This is a genomic window from Bradyrhizobium sp. 21, assembly GCF_023073335.1.
Classification (GTDB): domain Bacteria; phylum Pseudomonadota; class Alphaproteobacteria; order Rhizobiales; family Xanthobacteraceae; genus Bradyrhizobium.
In genome coordinates, this window is sequence record NZ_JADPJG010000002.1 from 971,499 (window position 1) to 987,732 (window position 16,234).

At 63.4% G+C, this 16,234-nt stretch carries 16 protein-coding genes; 8 read left to right on the forward strand and 8 right to left on the reverse strand.

The window, feature by feature from the left end:
- The first annotated feature begins 245 nt into the window (after positions 1-245).
- The 6 genes from IVB31_RS04410 (at position 246) to IVB31_RS04435 (ending at position 5,975) form a co-directional block, all read left to right on the forward strand.
- On the forward strand, positions 246-485 hold the full coding sequence (locus IVB31_RS04410; RefSeq protein ID WP_247318951.1) for a hypothetical protein: 240 nt from the start codon (positions 246-248) through the stop codon (positions 483-485).
- Between the two features lie 224 nt (positions 486-709).
- Positions 710-3,109: a TonB-dependent receptor gene (locus IVB31_RS04415; RefSeq protein WP_247318952.1), complete on the forward strand. Its 2,400-nt coding sequence runs from the start codon at positions 710-712 to the stop codon at positions 3,107-3,109.
- 2 nt (positions 3,110-3,111) lie between these two features.
- The gene (locus IVB31_RS04420; RefSeq protein ID WP_106943132.1) at positions 3,112-3,801 is read left to right on the forward strand and encodes a Fe2+-dependent dioxygenase; all 690 of its coding nucleotides are present in this window, start codon (positions 3,112-3,114) and stop codon (positions 3,799-3,801) included.
- Positions 3,798-4,691 (forward strand): tonB-system energizer ExbB, encoded by an 894-nt coding sequence (exbB, locus tag IVB31_RS04425; RefSeq protein WP_247318956.1) that lies wholly within the window; start codon positions 3,798-3,800, stop codon positions 4,689-4,691. Before IVB31_RS04420 ends, exbB begins: the two co-directional genes overlap by 4 nt.
- Before the next feature lie 3 nt (positions 4,692-4,694).
- The gene (exbD, locus tag IVB31_RS04430) at positions 4,695-5,150 is read left to right on the forward strand and encodes a TonB system transport protein ExbD (protein WP_247318959.1); all 456 of its coding nucleotides are present in this window, start codon (positions 4,695-4,697) and stop codon (positions 5,148-5,150) included.
- 9 nt (positions 5,151-5,159) lie between these two features.
- Positions 5,160-5,975: a TonB family protein gene (locus tag IVB31_RS04435; RefSeq protein WP_247318962.1), complete on the forward strand. Its 816-nt coding sequence runs from the start codon at positions 5,160-5,162 to the stop codon at positions 5,973-5,975.
- Here IVB31_RS04435 and IVB31_RS04440 read toward each other — a convergent pair.
- The 8 genes from IVB31_RS04440 to IVB31_RS04475 form a co-directional block, all read right to left on the reverse strand.
- The gene (locus IVB31_RS04440; protein WP_247319422.1) at positions 5,963-6,385 is read right to left on the reverse strand and encodes a hypothetical protein; all 423 of its coding nucleotides are present in this window, start codon (positions 6,383-6,385) and stop codon (positions 5,963-5,965) included. The genes IVB31_RS04435 and IVB31_RS04440 overlap by 13 nt on opposite strands.
- A 64-nt stretch (positions 6,386-6,449) precedes the next feature.
- Positions 6,450-7,130, reverse strand: coding sequence for a site-2 protease family protein (locus IVB31_RS04445; RefSeq protein WP_247318964.1), 681 nt, complete (start codon positions 7,128-7,130; stop codon positions 6,450-6,452).
- A 153-nt stretch (positions 7,131-7,283) separates the two neighbouring features.
- A complete protein-coding gene (locus IVB31_RS04450) occupies positions 7,284-7,676 on the reverse strand; it encodes a GFA family protein (RefSeq protein ID WP_247318965.1) in 393 nt (130 codons plus the stop codon).
- A 3-nt stretch (positions 7,677-7,679) separates the two neighbouring features.
- A complete protein-coding gene (locus IVB31_RS04455) occupies positions 7,680-8,813 on the reverse strand; it encodes a serine hydrolase domain-containing protein (RefSeq protein WP_247318967.1) in 1,134 nt (377 codons plus the stop codon).
- Between the two features lie 50 nt (positions 8,814-8,863).
- Complete coding sequence (locus IVB31_RS04460; RefSeq protein ID WP_247318969.1) at positions 8,864-9,610, reverse strand: SDR family NAD(P)-dependent oxidoreductase; 747 nt, start codon at positions 9,608-9,610, stop codon at positions 8,864-8,866.
- Between the two features lie 17 nt (positions 9,611-9,627).
- On the reverse strand, positions 9,628-10,359 hold the full coding sequence (locus tag IVB31_RS04465; protein WP_247318971.1) for an SDR family oxidoreductase: 732 nt from the start codon (positions 10,357-10,359) through the stop codon (positions 9,628-9,630).
- Between the two features lie 126 nt (positions 10,360-10,485).
- Positions 10,486-12,315: an IlvD/Edd family dehydratase gene (locus tag IVB31_RS04470; protein ID WP_247318974.1), complete on the reverse strand. Its 1,830-nt coding sequence runs from the start codon at positions 12,313-12,315 to the stop codon at positions 10,486-10,488.
- 122 nt (positions 12,316-12,437) lie between these two features.
- Entirely contained in the window at positions 12,438-13,538 is a 1,101-nt protein-coding gene (locus tag IVB31_RS04475) for a LacI family DNA-binding transcriptional regulator (RefSeq protein ID WP_247318979.1), read from the reverse strand.
- Between the two features lie 202 nt (positions 13,539-13,740).
- Between IVB31_RS04475 and ugpC the strand changes: the two genes are divergently transcribed.
- Together ugpC and IVB31_RS04485 are read left to right on the forward strand one after the other, a co-directional pair.
- Complete coding sequence (ugpC, locus tag IVB31_RS04480) at positions 13,741-14,802, forward strand: sn-glycerol-3-phosphate ABC transporter ATP-binding protein UgpC (protein WP_247318982.1); 1,062 nt, start codon at positions 13,741-13,743, stop codon at positions 14,800-14,802.
- A gap of 56 nt (positions 14,803-14,858) precedes the next feature.
- Positions 14,859-16,172, forward strand: a complete 1,314-nt coding sequence (locus IVB31_RS04485; protein ID WP_247318986.1) for an ABC transporter substrate-binding protein — start codon at positions 14,859-14,861, stop codon at positions 16,170-16,172.
- Positions 16,173-16,234 lie beyond the last annotated feature (62 nt).

The following is a 16,234-nucleotide window of genomic DNA, read 5'->3' on the forward strand; positions in this document are numbered from 1 at the left end:
TAGGCAACTCTCTGGCGCGCCTGTGTGCAGTGCTGCATTTTCCCGGCGCGAACGAGCAGCGTGCAAACCTTGTGCGATGCTCGAAAGCGGTGTGCGCGGGATTGAACGACGCCGCGCAAGGTCGCGAGGCGGGCGCCTCGCAACAACGGTTCTAACAAGAACGGTTCTAAATCGCGTAGCGGCCGTTTCGGTTGTCAGGAAATTCGGCATCGGTCATATCGGCCCCGCCACAAAGGGAGCGCAGGATGGACGAGCTGAACGGCAAGCTGATCGCGTGTCAGATTCTGATCACGGGACTGATCGCACGCGTCGCCAACGAGCAGCGCGATCCCTTGCGCTTCCTCACCGACTTCCGCGATGAGATCAGAGCCGTCGTCAGCGGCGTCAACATCGCCGGCATGGACGACAGCGATCGCGTGCGCGCCGTGGCGCAGAAGACCGTCGACGAATTGTTCTCGCTGATGAAGCCGCCGAGCAGCGATTGATGCTGCGCGCGGGATCCTTGTTTCGCAGCATTTCGGGATCGTTTTAGAACGACTCCAATCTCGATTTAGAACGATTTCAAACTACAGTTTAGAATCCCTTTGATCTGGACTTATTCAAGCGTTCTCGCGGCTTGCTCGCATTGACCCGCTATTTTGCGGCCGATACCACCATCCCAATCGTTCATCGAAGTGAATGGGCGAACAGGAATATGGGGCGTGTTGTAATGGGGCAGGTGGTCGCACCGAAATCGTTGCGTTCGGTCGCAGCATTCGATCCGATGGAAGAAAAGTCCGCGGGCGTTTCCGGCAAGAAGGCGTCGGCAGTCGCGAGCTTGATCGCGGTGGCGTCGGTGTCGAGCGGCGCACAGGCGCAGCAGTCGAACCTGCCGCCGGTGACGGTCGATGCGCCGATCCAGCGTCCGCGTCCGGTGGCGTCGAAGCCGACGGCGGATCAGGTCCGCGCGCGCAATGCGCTTCGTCGCGCAGCACAGCGTCAGCAGGCGGCGCAGCAGGCCGCTCCCGCGGTTCCAGCGGGCGAGGTCGATCGCAATCCCTATTCAGATCCGGCGGCGCCCTACAAGGTCGACCACGTCCAGGCCTCCGGCAAGTTTCCCGAGCCGATGCTGAACACGCCGAAGAGCATCACGGTGCTCAGCAAGGAAGTGCTCGAGGACAAGAACGCCACGACGCTGAAGGAGATCGGCCGCTCGACCGCCGGCGTGACGCTGGGATCGGGTGAGGGCGGCAATGCGTTTGGCGACCGGTTCTTCATCCGCGGCTTCGACGCACGCAACGACGTCTTCATCGACGGCATCCGCGATCCCGCGGTCTCGATCCGCGAGAACTTCTTCACCGAGCAGATCGAGATTCTGCGCGGACCAGCATCCTCTTACGCCGGCCGCGGCACCGCCGGCGGCGCCATCAACATCGTCACCAAGCAGGCCGGCGACGTCAATTTCAAGCGAATGGATACCGAGTTCGGCACCGACCGGACCAAGCGCGTCACGCTCGACGTCAACCAGGTCATCGACCCGACCTTCTCGGTGCGCGTCGGCGGCCTGTTCCAGGACGCCAACGTTGCCGGCCGCGACTACGTGACCGACAATCGCTGGGGCAGCTTCATCTCGACCAAGTACACCCCGACCAACGACATCAAGATCACGACGAACTACGTCCATACCGACCTCAGCGGCCTGCCGGATTTCGGCGTGCCCTACTACAAGCAGGGCAACGTGCCGGTGACGTCGGCCGGCATTCCGCGCGGCAACTGGTACGGCTTCCTCAACCGCGACTTCCAGACCGCGCGGCAGGATTTCGGCACCGGCACCATCGAGTACAAGGTCAACGAGGCCATTACGCTGAGCAGCAAGGTGCGCGGCGAGCATTCGCTGCTGAACTATATCGGCACGCTGCCGCAGAACCCGAATACGACCAGCTCCAATCCGTTGCTCTGGACCACGACGGCCAGCGCCCAGAGCCGCTATCAGAACGTGGACGTGTGGGCCAACCAGAACGAGGCCACGTTCAAGCTCGACACCGGCGGGATCAAGCACACGGCGGTGTTCGGCGTCGAATATTCGAACGAGAACATCTCGATCGATCGCTACGCCGGCCTTGCGTCGGAACTGTCGGGCTCCGCTTTCACGAGCAGCGGCGCCGTGACGGGGGTCAATCTCTACTCGCCCCAGTACACCAACATTCCCTTCGGTTCGCCGTCGCTGGTCGGAAACCCGACACGCTATGGCGTCAACACCAGCAGCGTGTATGTCATGGACACTGCCAACTGGCAGGACACCATCATCGTCAATGGCGGCGTGCGCTACGACGGCTACAGCCAGAGCGCGTCGACCAATGCGGACTATCTGAAGCAGAACAATGATCTGGTGAACTACAACGTCGGTCTGGTCTACAAGCCGATGTCGATCGGCAGCGTCTATGCAGCCTATGCGACTTCGGCCAATCCGTTCGGGTCGGAGCTTGACGCAACCGGCACCGATTACGGTGGCGTTCCAGCCAACTCGACTGTCTTGCTCGGGCCCGAGCGCAACAAGGCGATCGAACTCGGCACCAAATGGGAGCTCGCTGATCGCCACTTGCTGGTGACCGGTGCGCTGTTCCAGACGACCAAGGACAACGCGCGCGAGACCGTCAGCGGCCTGCTGACGTCGGGCGCTGCCTATCGCATCCAGGGTATCGACCTCGAAGCCGAGGGTAAGATCACCGATCGCTGGAGCATCTTCGGCGGCCTGGTGCTGATGCAGTCGAAGGTCACGCAGAGCGGCGTTGCCTCCAATCTCGGGCTGCAGATTGCCAACATTGCCCACCAGTCGTTCAGCATGCTGACCAAGTACAAGTTCGACGACGGCTGGGAGCTTGGCGGGCAGGCGGTGTACCGCTCGAAGGTCTATGGCGGCACGTTCGCGGCCAACACCAACGAGTTGCCGGGCTATTGGCGCTTCGACGCATTCGTCGAAAAGAAGATCGACAAGAACTGGACCATGAAGTTCTACGCCCAGAACCTGACCAACAAGCTCTATTACGACTCGTTCTATCGCAGCAACGTTCCGTTCGTGGCAGTCGCACCGGGCCGGGCGTTCTACCTCGTCACGACGGCGAAGTTCTGATCATGTTGACGTGCCTGCCTGGCGTTCTCAGCAAGGATGATGTGGCGGATTTCCGCCGCATCATGGACGCCAGCGCATGGGAAGACGGGCGCTCCACCGCCGGCTCGCAGTCGGCGATGGTCAAGCGCAACGAGCAATTGCCGCCGGACAGCGAGGTCGCGCGCAAGCTCGGCAACCGCATCATTTCGGCACTGACGTCGAACCCGCGCTTCATCGCGGCGGCGATCCCGCTCCAGATCTTCCCCCCGCTGTTCAACCGCTATGCGGCCAGCAGCGGCCACCATTTCGGCCTGCACGTCGACAACGCGATCCGCGGCGACCGCCTGACCGGCCTTCGCATCCGCACGGACCTGTCGGTCACGCTGTTCCTCGCCGAGCCGGAGGAGTACGATGGTGGCGAACTTGTGATCGAGGACAGCTACGGTTCGCACGAAGTCAAGTTGCAAGCAGGCGACTGCGTGCTCTATCCCTCGACCAGCCTCCATCTGGTCACGCCGGTGACGAGGGGAACGCGGGTTGCGTCTTTCTTCTGGCTTCAGAGCATGATACGGGACGATCAAGCCCGGAGCATGATCTTTGACCTCGACACCGCGATTCAGGCGCTGGTGGAACGGCTCGGGCGTGACGATCCCGAAACGGTCAAATTGACGGGTATCTATCACAACCTCATTCGCTACTGGGCCGAAGTATGAAGATCATATCCTACCAAGCAAGCCTTGCCGCAGCCTTGATGCTGGCGGCTGCCTGGCTCGCATCCCCTGTTTCTGCCCAGACCCAAACCCCGTCGGCGGCACCGGCACAGTCGACGGCCCAGCCGGCGGCGCCTGCCGCTCCTTCGGCGATCGCGCCCGCGGCCGCAAAGCCCGATACGGCGACGGGCATCGCACCGGCCATGAAGGAGCTGTCGCCCTGGGTGATGTTCCAGTCGGCGGACATCATCGTGAAGGCCGTGATGATCGGGCTCGCCTTCGCATCGCTGATGACCTGGACGGTCCTGATCGCCAAATCGATCGAGCTGTCGGTTGCCTCGACAAAACTTCGTTCGGCGCTGAAGAAGATCGCGGAGGCCCGCTCGCTCGCCGAAGCGCAGATGGCGCTCGGCGCCAGGGAGGGCATCCTGCCGTCGTTCCTGGCGGCGGCGCTGCGCGAGGCGCGGATGTCGGCCGGCCTGTCCAGCGATTCCGGCATCAAGGAGCGCGCGGCCTCGAGCTTCCAGGAGATCGTGCGCGCGGAGGCGCGGCGCATCCGCGTCGGCATGGGTGTGCTCGCGACCATCGGCTCCACGTCGCCCTTCGTCGGCCTGTTCGGCACGGTGTGGGGCATCATGAACAGCTTCATCGGCATCTCGAAGTCGCAGACCACCAATCTCGCGGTGGTCGCGCCCGGCATCGCCGAGGCGCTGCTCGCCACCGCGATCGGTCTCGTCGCCGCCATTCCCGCGGTCATCATCTACAACCACTTCTCGCGCGTGACGAAGAGCTATCTCGAGCTCGTCAGCCGTGCCTCGGGCGCGGCCGGGCGGTTGCTCTCGCGCGATCTCGACCGCAGCCACGGCAGCGTGCATTCGCGCGCGGCGGAGTGAACCATGGGTGTTTCGCTCGCAGACAATGATGACGACGACGATTTCGGCGAGACGCATGACATCAACGTCACGCCGTTCATCGACGTCATCCTGGTGCTGCTGATCATCTTCATGGTCGCGGCGCCGCTCTCCACCGTCGACCTGCCGATCGATCTGCCGACGTCGAGCGCAACGCCGCAGAAAAAGCCGGACAAGCCGACCTATCTCAGCATCAAGCCGGATTTGACGCTTGCGATCGGAGAGAACCCGGTCCACCGGGCCGAATTGATCGGCACCCTCGACGGCCTGTCGGACATGAGCAAGGACAAATATGTCTTCCTGCGCGCCGATCGCTCGGTGCCGTATGGCGAGTTGATGGGAGTCATGGAGCTGTTGCGCTCGGGCGGCTATTCGCGGGTGAAACTGGTTGCGCTGGAAGGCGCCCCGGGGGCGCCTGCGGCAGGCGCCGCTCAGCCTTAGAGGCCCGCTATGTCGGACGAATCCAGACCATCCCGGAAGCTTTGGATTTTGGCCGCAGTGGCGGCGCTCGCGCTTCATCTGGGCGGCGCCGCGCTTGCGCTGGCCCATTTGCGTACCGATGACGGCGACGACGGCCTGGGCGCGACCGGCGCGGAGTTCGCGGTCGAGATGGCCTCGCCGAAGGCGCCTGACACCGACCTTCCGCCAGGACCGGACAGCGAAGCGATGCAGGAGCAGCAGGCGCTTCCCGAGCAGAAAGCCGAGACCAAGGAAACCGAGCTTCCAAAGGATCGGTCGCAACAGGTCGACGATCCCGATCGGGTCGTCACCGAAAACATCTCGAAGAAGCCGCAGGACGAGGATCCGAAGATTGCGGCGGTCGAAACCCCCGCGGCGGAGGCCTCGCCGCAGTCGGTTGCGACGGCGCGACAGACACTCGATGAGGATGCCCGCGAGGCCGAGAAGGCGCTGGCGCCTTTCCTTGGCATTGGCAAGGACACGCTGAAGCTGACGGCCGACTGGAACCGCAAGATCAGCGCGCACCTGACGGCCCACAAGGTCAACCCTGAGGGCAAGGAGCCCAACAATCAGAAGGTCAAGGTCAGCTTCGCGATCAACCGACGGGGCAACGTGCTTTCAGTCGACGTTGTGGAGTCGTCCGGGGATGCAGCTTACGATGCAGCCGCGATCTCGATTGTCCGCAAGTCCGATCCCATCCCGCAGCCGCCTGCCAGCCTGACTGACGACCGGTTCGAGCGCACCGTCGACATCATCTTCACACCGCCGGACGCGAAGAAAAAGAAGAAGACGGCTCAGCGCCAGTAGAGCCGGATACCGACATAGACCACGACCAGGCAGGCGAAGATCAACGCCACCGGGAGCGGCCGTTTCTGGGCTCCGCCTGATGTCCCCGCCCCGAAGAAACTGGCCTTCTTCGGCTTCGGTTCAGGGCGGCGGAAAGCGGTAACATTGTCCGCAGCCGACTCAGTCGCGCGGGGGCGGACGTCGGGCGGGGTTCCCGCGCCGCCCATCTCGGCATAATAGGCCTTGTAGATTGCGCCGATGGTGGCCTCGGAGGCATCGCCCTCGTTCGTCTGCGCCAACAAATTCTTGTAGCTGACGAGGAAATCCTGCGCCTCCGGGGGCAGCGCGGACGACCCGTTGAGCTTGGCCATCATCTTCCAGGTGGCAAAATCCGCGCGGGCGCGGGTATCGGCGCGTCGCGCGATCAGCATATCGGCAGCTTTGACCAAGTCGGCCTCGAGCCCTTCGGCTATGTTCGGGTGTGTGGCCCTTCAACTACGCATTGCCGGTCAGAATGAGAACAGCCTGAATCACATAACCGGTCAACGTTCGCAGTATTGCTGAAATAACATCAAGATTTAGACCGAACTGGGAGCCTGCCAGCGGTAGCAGGATCAGCAAGCCGATCAGAATCAGCATCCCGAAAGGCTCGAGCCGGGCCAGCGGCAGGGCGAGCGGGCGCGGCAACAGCCCCACCGCGACGCGTCCGCCATCGAGCGGCGGGATCGGCATCATGTTGAACACCGCCAGCACCGCGTTGATCAGCAGTGCATTCTTGAGGTTGTCGAAGATCCACTGCGCCGAGCCGGCCGGCGCCCAGGGCAGGGCGTGCAGGGCAAGAGCTGCAGCGAGCGCCAGCAGGATGTTGGTGACGGGCCCGGCCAGCGCCACCCAGACCATGTCGAGCCGGGGATTATTGAGATTGCGGTAATTCACCGGCACCGGCTTGGCATAGCCGAACAGGAACGGCGAATGCGCAAACAGCAGCATCGCCGGCAGGATCACAGTGCCGAATGGGTCGATATGCTTGAGCGGGTTGAAGCTGACGCGGCCGAGCTGCCAGGCCGTGTTGTCCCCGAGCCGGTGCGCGACGAAAGCGTGCGCTGCCTCGTGGAAGGTGATGGCGAGCACGAGCGGCAGCACCCACACGGAGAGACTATAGAGCGAAATATCCACGGCTTATCCGTCCCGGTTTGCCTGCGGCCTTGCAGGCGACCCGGCCAAACCGGCAGTGCAGCAACGCTTCTGATCAAAATAGGGTAGCCGGTTCAGAAATGCCACGCCGCAGATGATCCGCGTCGCCCGAAGCCGCGATGCTGCCGCAAGAATTCATGCAGGAATCGTCCCCGGATATTGCGTCAGCCCATCGTCGAGCTTCAGCCAGGCGAGCTTCTCCGAGACCCAGATGTGCTCGGTCGGCGCGAAGGCGTTGCGATCGTCGAACGTGGTGAGCGCGACGCCCGCCAGCGTGCCGTTGCGCCGCCAGGAGAACAGGCGTGTGCCGCAGCGCTTGCAGAACACGCGATCGATGTTCTCGGACGACGCATAGCGCTCAGTGTCGCCCTCGACGGTCAGCGCGCGCTGGTCGAACTGCGCGCGGACGAAATAGGGCGAGCCCATCGCCTTCTGGCACATGCGGCAATGGCAGATGCGGACGTTAAGGGGCTCACCCTCCGCCTTGAACCGCACCGCGCCGCACAGACATCCACCCTCTCTGATCATGGCTCAGGCCACCCGCCATTCGCCGACCTGGCGCGCCATGGTCCAGTTGAGGTTGTCGAGATCGCCGTCCATGTTGGAATTCCCGCGCCTGGTGTTGGTGAAGGCGGCCCAGCAAAAGCCGCCATGGGTTCTGACCGCAATGGTACTGGTACCCGGCAGGCTGCCATTGTGCCACCAATTGTCGGATTTGTTGATGCAGAAGCCCTTGGCATAATCCGGGCTGTAGCCGGGCGCGGTGGTCATGACCTCGATGGTGCGTGGTCGCAGGATGTTCGCCGGCCGGGAATAGCCGTCGACATGCATCAGGAACTGCACGAGGTCTGTGGGCGTCGCGATCCAGCCGCCATGGGAATCCATCCGCCTGACATTCATGTCGTAGGGATTTTCGCCCTGGCCGTAATAGGCGACTTCTCCGGCCTGGCGCTGGTCGCGTGTGTTACCTCCAATCGTCATGTCGGTGACGCCGCAGCGCGCCAGTATCTCGGCGCGGACGTGCTCGGCATAGGCCTGGCCGGTAAGCTTCTCGATGACGCGGCCGAGCACGCAATAGCCAAAATTCGAGTAGGCGTAGTGCTGGCCCGGCGGACGGTCCAGCGGCCGGTTGGCCAGCGTCCAGGCAATCAGTTGCGCGTGATCCATCCGCGGATGCGTGAACATCGGATCGCGGTTGTCGTTGCTCCAGCCGCCACCGGTATGCGTCAGGAGATGCTCGAGCGTGATCTGGTCGATGCCGGCGGAATAGGGCGGCTGCCCGTAATCGTTGCCGAGCAACGCGCCCGGGCCGAACACGCGGTCCGTCAACTTGAGGCGGTTCTCCTCGATTAGGCGGAAGATCGTGACCGAGGTGATCATCTTGCTGACGCTGGCGATCCGGAACAGATGCCGCGGCGTCACGGCCTCGTTCCGCTCGCTATCGGCCAGACCGAAGGCGTCCTCATGGACGATCGTGCCGGCATAGCCGATCGCAAAGGACAGTGTCGGCACGCCGTACCTGTCCATGAAGCTATGCGCGAGCCGCGCCATGGCGCTGCGCTCGGCCGGCGAGGGCGGGCGGATGCTCGGTGGATTGGGTGCGAGTTGCGCGAGTGCACCGCGGGACATCAGCGGCAGCGCGCCTGCGCCCGCAGCGAGCTTCATAAAATCCCGGCGCCCAAACTGCATGGTCTGCCCCCTCGGCGCCCCATGCTTCAGTAGGTCGCCCGTCCCCCGGAAATATCAAACACCGCGCCGGTAGAGAAGGCACAATCTTCGGATGCAAGCCAGGCAGCCATGGCGGCGAGCTCTTCCACCAGCACGAAGCGCGCTTTGGGGATTTTCGACAGCATGAAGTCGATATGCTGCTGCGTCATCTGGTCGAAGATCGCGGTCTTTGCGGCCGCCGGCGTCACCGCATTCACGAGGATGTCATGCGCCGCCAATTCCTTGCCGAGCGATTTCGTCAGTGCGATCAGACCGGCCTTGGAGGCCGAATAATGCGCGGCGTTCGGATTGCCTTCCTTGCCGGCGATTGAGGCGATGTTCACGATCCGCCCGTATTTCTGCTTGAGCATCGCGGGCACGATGGCCTTGCAGACGATGAAGGGACCGTCGAGGTTGATGCGCAGCACCTTGCGCCATTCCTCGAGATCGGTCTCCCAGACCGGCTTGTTGATGCCGGCGATGCCGGCATTGTTGACGAGGATGTCGATCTTGCCGAAGGCGGCAAGCGTCGCATCGCGCGCCTGCTCGACGCCTGCGGTGTCGGTGACGTCGACCTTGATGACGCGGACGTTGTCCCCGATTTCCTTGGCGGTCTTCTCGGCCAGCGCGGCGTCAAAATCCCAGATCGCGACCTTGGCGCCGGAATCGACAAAGCGCTGGGTGATGGCGCGGCCAAAGCCCTGCGCGCCGCCGGTGACGACAGCGACGCGACCCTGGAGATCGATCTTGTTCATGCCGGGGCCCTCTGGCGTCAGAGCATGTAGCCGCCATCGACGACGAGGTCGACGCCGGTGGTGAAGGCGCTTTCGTCGCTGCCGAGATAGACCGCCATGGACGCGATCTCGTCGGCGGTGCCGAGCCGGCCCATCTTCTGGCGGGAGACGAACATCTCCTTGCCCTGCGGCCCTTGGGCTGCGGCACGGTCGAGCATCGAGGGCGTCTCGACGGTGCCGGGGCAGATGCTGTTGCAGCGGATGCCCTTGGTGATGAAGTCGAGCGCGACCGCGCGCGTCAGAAGCGATACCGCCGCTTTCGAGGCGCTGTAGACATAGCGGTTGGCCGGCGGCCGCAGCGCCGCGCAGGACGAGATGTTGACGATGCTGCCGCCGCCGCCCGCGAGCATCTCCGGCAGGAAGGCCCTGATGGTCCGGTGCATCGACTTGACGTTGAGGTCGAACGAGAAGTCGAAATCCTCTTCCGAGCACTCCAGGATGGTGCCGTGGTGCACGAAGCCGGCCGCATTGAGCAGGATGTCGACCTTGCCGATGCGCTTGGCGAAGGCGTTGACGTCGGCGGTATTGCGCACGTCGAGCTTCGCGGTTTCTGCGATGCCTTCCTTGCTCAGGCTCGCGATGCCGCTCTCGTTGATGTCGGTGGCGATGACGGTTGCGCCTTCACGCGCGAATGCGATGGCGCATGCGCGTCCGATGCCTGCCGCTGCAGCCGTGATGACGGCGCGCTTGCCCTTGAGGCGATCTGCCATTTTATTTCTCCTCGATTTCCTTATTGCCGTAGCGCTGTAGCCGGGATGGAGCGCAGCGTAATCCGGGACAGCGTCGGACGATCCGAATCGCGGATTGCGCTACGCTCCATCCGGGCTACGTGAGCCTTAGTGATTATCCCGCGCCACGCCAAACGTGCCGGCCACGTTCTGGTAACGCGTGGCGAGCTCCATGCAGGCGCCGGTCGACTGCTGGCCGACGGTGTTGCGATAGAGCTCCTGCCACGGCGTCTGGTTCGGCGGATGCTTGAAGCCGCCATCGGCCGCCAGTTCGGCGTGGCGCTTCCTCACCTCGTCGTCGGAGATGAGAATGTTGGCGCTGCCCTTGTTCAGATCGACGCGCACCTTGTCGCCGTTCCTGAGAATTGCGAGCCCGCCATTGGCGGCGGCTTCCGGCGAGGCATTGAGGATCGAGGGCGAGCCCGAGGTACCGGATTGGCGGCCGTCGCCGATGCAGGGCAGGGCGAGGATGCCGCGCTTGATCAGGGCTGCCGGCGGCTGCATGTTCACGACCTCGGCGCCGCCGGGATAACCGATCGGACCGGTGCCGCGGACGAACAGCACGCAATGCTCGTCGATGTCGAGCGAGGCATCGTCGATCCGCGCGTGATAATCCTCCGGACCCTCGAACACGATGGCGCGGCCTTCGAAGGCGTTCGGGTCCTTCGGGTTGCTGAGATACCGGTCGCGGAATTCCTTCGAGATCACGCTGGTCTTCATGATCGCGGAATCGAACAGATTGCCCCTCAGCACCAGGAAGCCGGCGTCCTTCACCAGCGGCTTGTCGTAAGCCCAGATCACGTCGTTGTCTGGCGTGGGCGCATCCTTGCAGTTCTCGCCGATGCCGCGGCCGTTGACCGTGACCGCGTTCTCGTGGATCCGCTTGTGCTTCATCAATTCGCGCACCACGGCCGGCACGCCGCCGGCGCGGTGGAATTCCTCGCCGAGATAGAAGCCGGCCGGCTGCATGTTGACCAGCAGCGGCACGTCGTGGCCGACCTTCTGCCAGTCGTCGATGGAGAGCTCGACGCCGATATGGCGCGCCAGCGCGTTGATGTGGATCGGCGCGTTCGTCGAGCCGCCGATCGCCGAGTTGATCACGATGCAGTTCTCGAACGCCTCGCGGGTCAGGATGTCCGAGGGCTTGAGATCCTCCCAGACCATCTCGACGGCGCGCTTGCCCGTCTCGTAGGCGATCTGGCCGCGCTCGCGATAGGGCGCGGGGATGGCAGCACAGCCCGGCAGCGAGAAGCCGAGCGCTTCGGCAAGCCCGTTCATGGTCGAGGCGGTGCCCATGGTGTTGCAATGGCCGACCGAGGGTGCCGAGGACGCCACGATCTCCATGAATTCCTCGTAGTCGATCTCGCCGGCGGCGAGCCGCTCGCGCGACTTCCAGACGATGGTGCCGGAGCCGGTGCGCTCGCCATTGTGCCAGCCGTTCAGCATCGGGCCGCCCGACAGCACGATCGCGGGCAGGTTGACGGTGGCCGCCGCCATCATGCAGGCCGGCGTGGTCTTGTCGCAGCCGGTGGTCAGCACCACGCCGTCGAGCGGATAGCCGTAGAGGATCTCGACGAGGCCGAGATAAGCGAGGTTGCGGTCGAGCGCCGCGGTCGGGCGCTTGCCGGTCTCCTGGATCGGATGGGTCGGGAATTCCATCGCGATGCCGCCGGCCTCGCGGATGCCTTCGCGGACACGATGAGCAAGCTCGATATGGTGGCGGTTGCAGGGCGAGAGGTCGTTGCCGGTCTGCGCGATGCCGATGATCGGCTTGCCGGACTGGAGCTCGGCGCGGGTGAGACCGTAGTTCAGATAGCGCTCCATATAGAGCGCGGTCATGCCCGGATTATGCGGATTGTTGAACCATTCCTGCGAACGAAGGTGGCGGCGAGCGCCGTTGCCGGCGGGGGCATGCCCGTTGGTTGGCTTTTTTGTCATTGGTTTCTCCTGCAATGCAAACGCACTGGCGTCCGTTCTATAGTGTCGGCTTGTGCGATGCCCAACGGCGCGAGCGATGATTTGCCTGCCCGCTGGTGGGTCGTTTCCTCACAAATCCGATACTAATCGTGGCCACTTGGTAACGCTACCATTTTGTTCGCGGCGCCCGCGCCTGAAGCGGCTGGCCTGCTGTCCGGACGCCTCGCCGAGGAACTCTGTCGCTCGACCACCTTGAAGCCGAGGTCGAGCACCGGATGCTCCGGGCGCCGCCCGTCGATCGCCTCGATCAGCATGGTGGCGGCCGTATTGCCCATCTCGTAGCGGTTGGTGCGCACGCTGGTGAGGGTCGGGACGGCGGAGGCCATGAATTCGAGATCGTTGAAGCCGACGATCGCGATCTGTTCGGGGATCGCGATTTCCCGGCGCCTGCATTCGAACAGCACACCGAGCGCGAGGTCGTCATTGGCGCAGAACACTGCGTCCATGCCGGGCTCTCGCGCCAGGAGATCGGTGAACAGGGCGCCGCCGAGCGTCACCGAGGTCGGCGTCCCCGTCGTGACGACGAGGCGCTGCTCGAACAGGCCGGCGTCCTTCATGGCCGAGACATATCCGTCGAGCCGCCGCTGCACCCGCGGATCCATGCGGGCGCCGACGAAACCGATCCTGCGGTGGCCTTGCGCGAACAGGTGCGCAATCGCCGCACGGGCTGCGTCATAGTGCGAAAAGCCGATCATCATGTCGACCGGATTGGGCCCCATCTCCATGATCTGCACGATCGGGCAGTCGGCGGCCTCGAGCATCGCGCGCGATTCCACGGTCTGGTCGATGCCGGTGACGATTAGCCCGGCCGGCTTCTGCGCAAGAAACAGGCGCAGCAGCTTCTCCTCCTGGAGGATACTGTAGCGTGTGTTGGACAACTGGATCGAGTAACGGCTGCTTTCGGAGGCGTCGTAGATGCCGCGCAGCACGTCGGAGAACACGTTGTTGGTCAGTGACGGAATCAAGACACCGATCACTTCAGTGCGATGCGAGGCCAACGCGCGTGCCGCAAGATTCGGCACATAGCCGAGCTCCTTGGCCGCGCTCTCGACCCGTGTCCGCTTGGCGACCGACAGCGCCTCGGGATTGCGGAAGAAACGGGACGCCGTGATCGGGCTGACGCCGGCAAGCTCGGCGACTTCCGCCAGCCGGATTTTGCCTGACTTCGTGCGTTTTCGACCCATTCGCTGCTCTTAACACACTCACTGTCGCAAACAAAGGAACGTTGACAGCGCTACCAGCACGGACTAACCAAAGACAAATTGCCAAAACCGCACAAACTGCCGACAATGTCGCTCGCTATGGTCGGGCTTCGTTCGGTGAAGTCTGAAAAAACAAGACGGTCGCGGCGCAAAAGGCGTCGTGGACTTTCGAGGAGGGAGCTAGATGTCGTCTGTGCAAATCCGCGACGTGCGGAAATCGTTTGGCAATTTTGAAGTTCTGCACGGCGTCTCGATTCCGATCGAGGACGGCCAGTTCGTCGTCCTGGTTGGCCCCTCCGGCTGCGGCAAGTCGACGCTTCTGCGCATGCTCGCCGGCCTCGAGAACATCACCTCCGGCACGATCTCGATCGGCGACCGCGTCGTCAACAATGTCCAGCCCAAGGAGCGGGACATTGCGATGGTGTTCCAGAACTACGCGCTCTATCCGCACATGACGGTCGGCGAGAACATGGGCTTCTCGATGAAGCTGCGGGGCGAAAGCAGCGACGAGATCAACAAGCGCGTCAAGCGCGCCGCCGAAATTCTCGCGCTGTCGCCGCTGCTCGATCGCTATCCCCGCCAGCTCTCCGGCGGCCAGCGCCAGCGCGTCGCCATGGGCCGCGCCATCGTGCGCGATCCGCAGGTGTTCCTGTTCGACGAGCCCTTGTCGAACCTCGACGCCAAGCTGCGCGTCGCGATGCGCACCGAGATCAAGGAGCTGCACCAGCGGCTGAAGACCACGACCGTCTACGTCACCCACGATCAGATCGAGGCCATGACCATGGCCGACAAGATCGTCGTCATGCATGACGGCATCGTCGAGCAGATGGGCACGCCGCTCGAGCTCTACGACAAGCCCGAGAACCAGTTCGTCGCCGGCTTCATCGGCTCCCCGTCGATGAACTTCCTGAAGGGACATGTGCGCGTCAACGGCGTCGCGGCCTTCGAGGGTCCGAACGGCGTCAAGCTGCCGCTCCAGAACGCGCCGGTGGCGTCCGACGGCCGTCCTGCGGTCTATGGCGTGCGGCCCGAGCACTTCACCATCGCCGACGACGGCGCCGAGGCTGAGATCATCGTGGTCGAGCCGACCGGCTCGGAGACGCAGGTGTTCGCCAAGGTCGGCGGCGAGCAGGTCGTCGCGATCTTCCGCGAGCGTCACCAGTTCAATCCCGGCGATAAGATCCGGTTGAAGGCCGATCCGTCACTGGTTCATCTGTTTGACGAGGCGACAGGCAAACGCTTGTAGCGACACGTAGTTACGTAAGACGACCAAATACAAAATATAAAATTAGGGAGAGAACGATGAGCGATTTCGACAGGCGAAGTGTGCTTAAAGTCGGCCTGGGCGGCGCAGCGTTGCTGGCCGCCCCGGGCATCGTCCCGGTGCGCGCGGCGGAGTGGACCAACACGCCCGAGCCGAACGCATCCATTCGCGTGCTGCGCTGGAAGCAGTTCATCCAGGCCGAGTTCGACAAGTTCGCCGAGCAGACCAAGAAGTTTTCCGAAAAGACCGGCGTCAAGGTGAAGCTCGAGGCCGAGAGCTGGGATGACATCCGGCCGAAGGCCGCGGTCGCCGCCAATGTCGGCGCCGGTCCCGACCTCATCATCGGCACGCTCGACGATCCCCACAAATTCCCGGAAAAGCTGATCGACATGACTGACGTTGCCGACTATCTCGGCAAGCAGTATGGCGGCTGGTATCCGGTTGCTGAGCGCTATGGCAAGAAGGGCAATAGCTGGATTGCCGTTCCGCAGGGCGCGACTGGTGGCTGCCTGAATTACCGCATCAGCCATGTGAAGGCCGCGGGCTTCGATGAATTCCCGAAGGACACCGACGGCTTCCTCAAACTGTGCCAGGCGTTGAAGAAGAACAACACACCGGCCGGTTTCGCGCTCGGCCATGCCACGGGCGACGCCAACGGCTGGTGCCAATGGGCGCTGTGGGCGTTCGGCGGCAAGGTCGTCAACGACAAGAACGAGGTCGTGATCGACTCGCCGGAGACCATTGCGGCGCTCGAATACGTCAAGCAGCTCTATGCGACGTTCATCCCGGGCGTGCTGTCGTGGAACGACTCGAACAACAACAAGGCGTTCCTCAACGGCGAACTCAGTCTGACCCTGAACGGCATCTCGATCTGGACGGTCGGCAAGAACTCGCCCGATCCGAAGCAGCAGGAGATCGCCAAGGACATGAACCACGCGCCGATGCCGATCGGTCCCGTGGGCGTGTCCACCGAGCAGCAGAACATCCTGGTCTACTACGGCTACAAGCACTCGAAGTATCCGAAGGCGGTGAAGGAATTCATCAAGTTCATGATGGACAAGGAGAACTACGACGCTTGGGAAGTCGCCTCCAACGGCTACGTCTCGCCGCCGCTGCCGGCCTACAACGACAATCCGGTCTGGGTCTCCGATCCCAAGATCACGCCGTATCGCGACTGCCTGAAGCGTTGCCGCGACAACGGCTATGCCGGCGATCTCGGCTACGCCTCGGCCGCCGTCATGGGCGACTTCGTCGTGGTGGACATGTTCGCGGAAGCGGCGACCGGTTCGGCGACGCCGAAGGAAGCTGCGGCGCGCGCCGCCGAGCGCGCCAAGCGCTACTATCAGGTCTGATCAGGCTCCAATCTGCACGGCGTCCGGTTTGCCGGACGCCGTGACTGTTCGTTGAGGGGAAG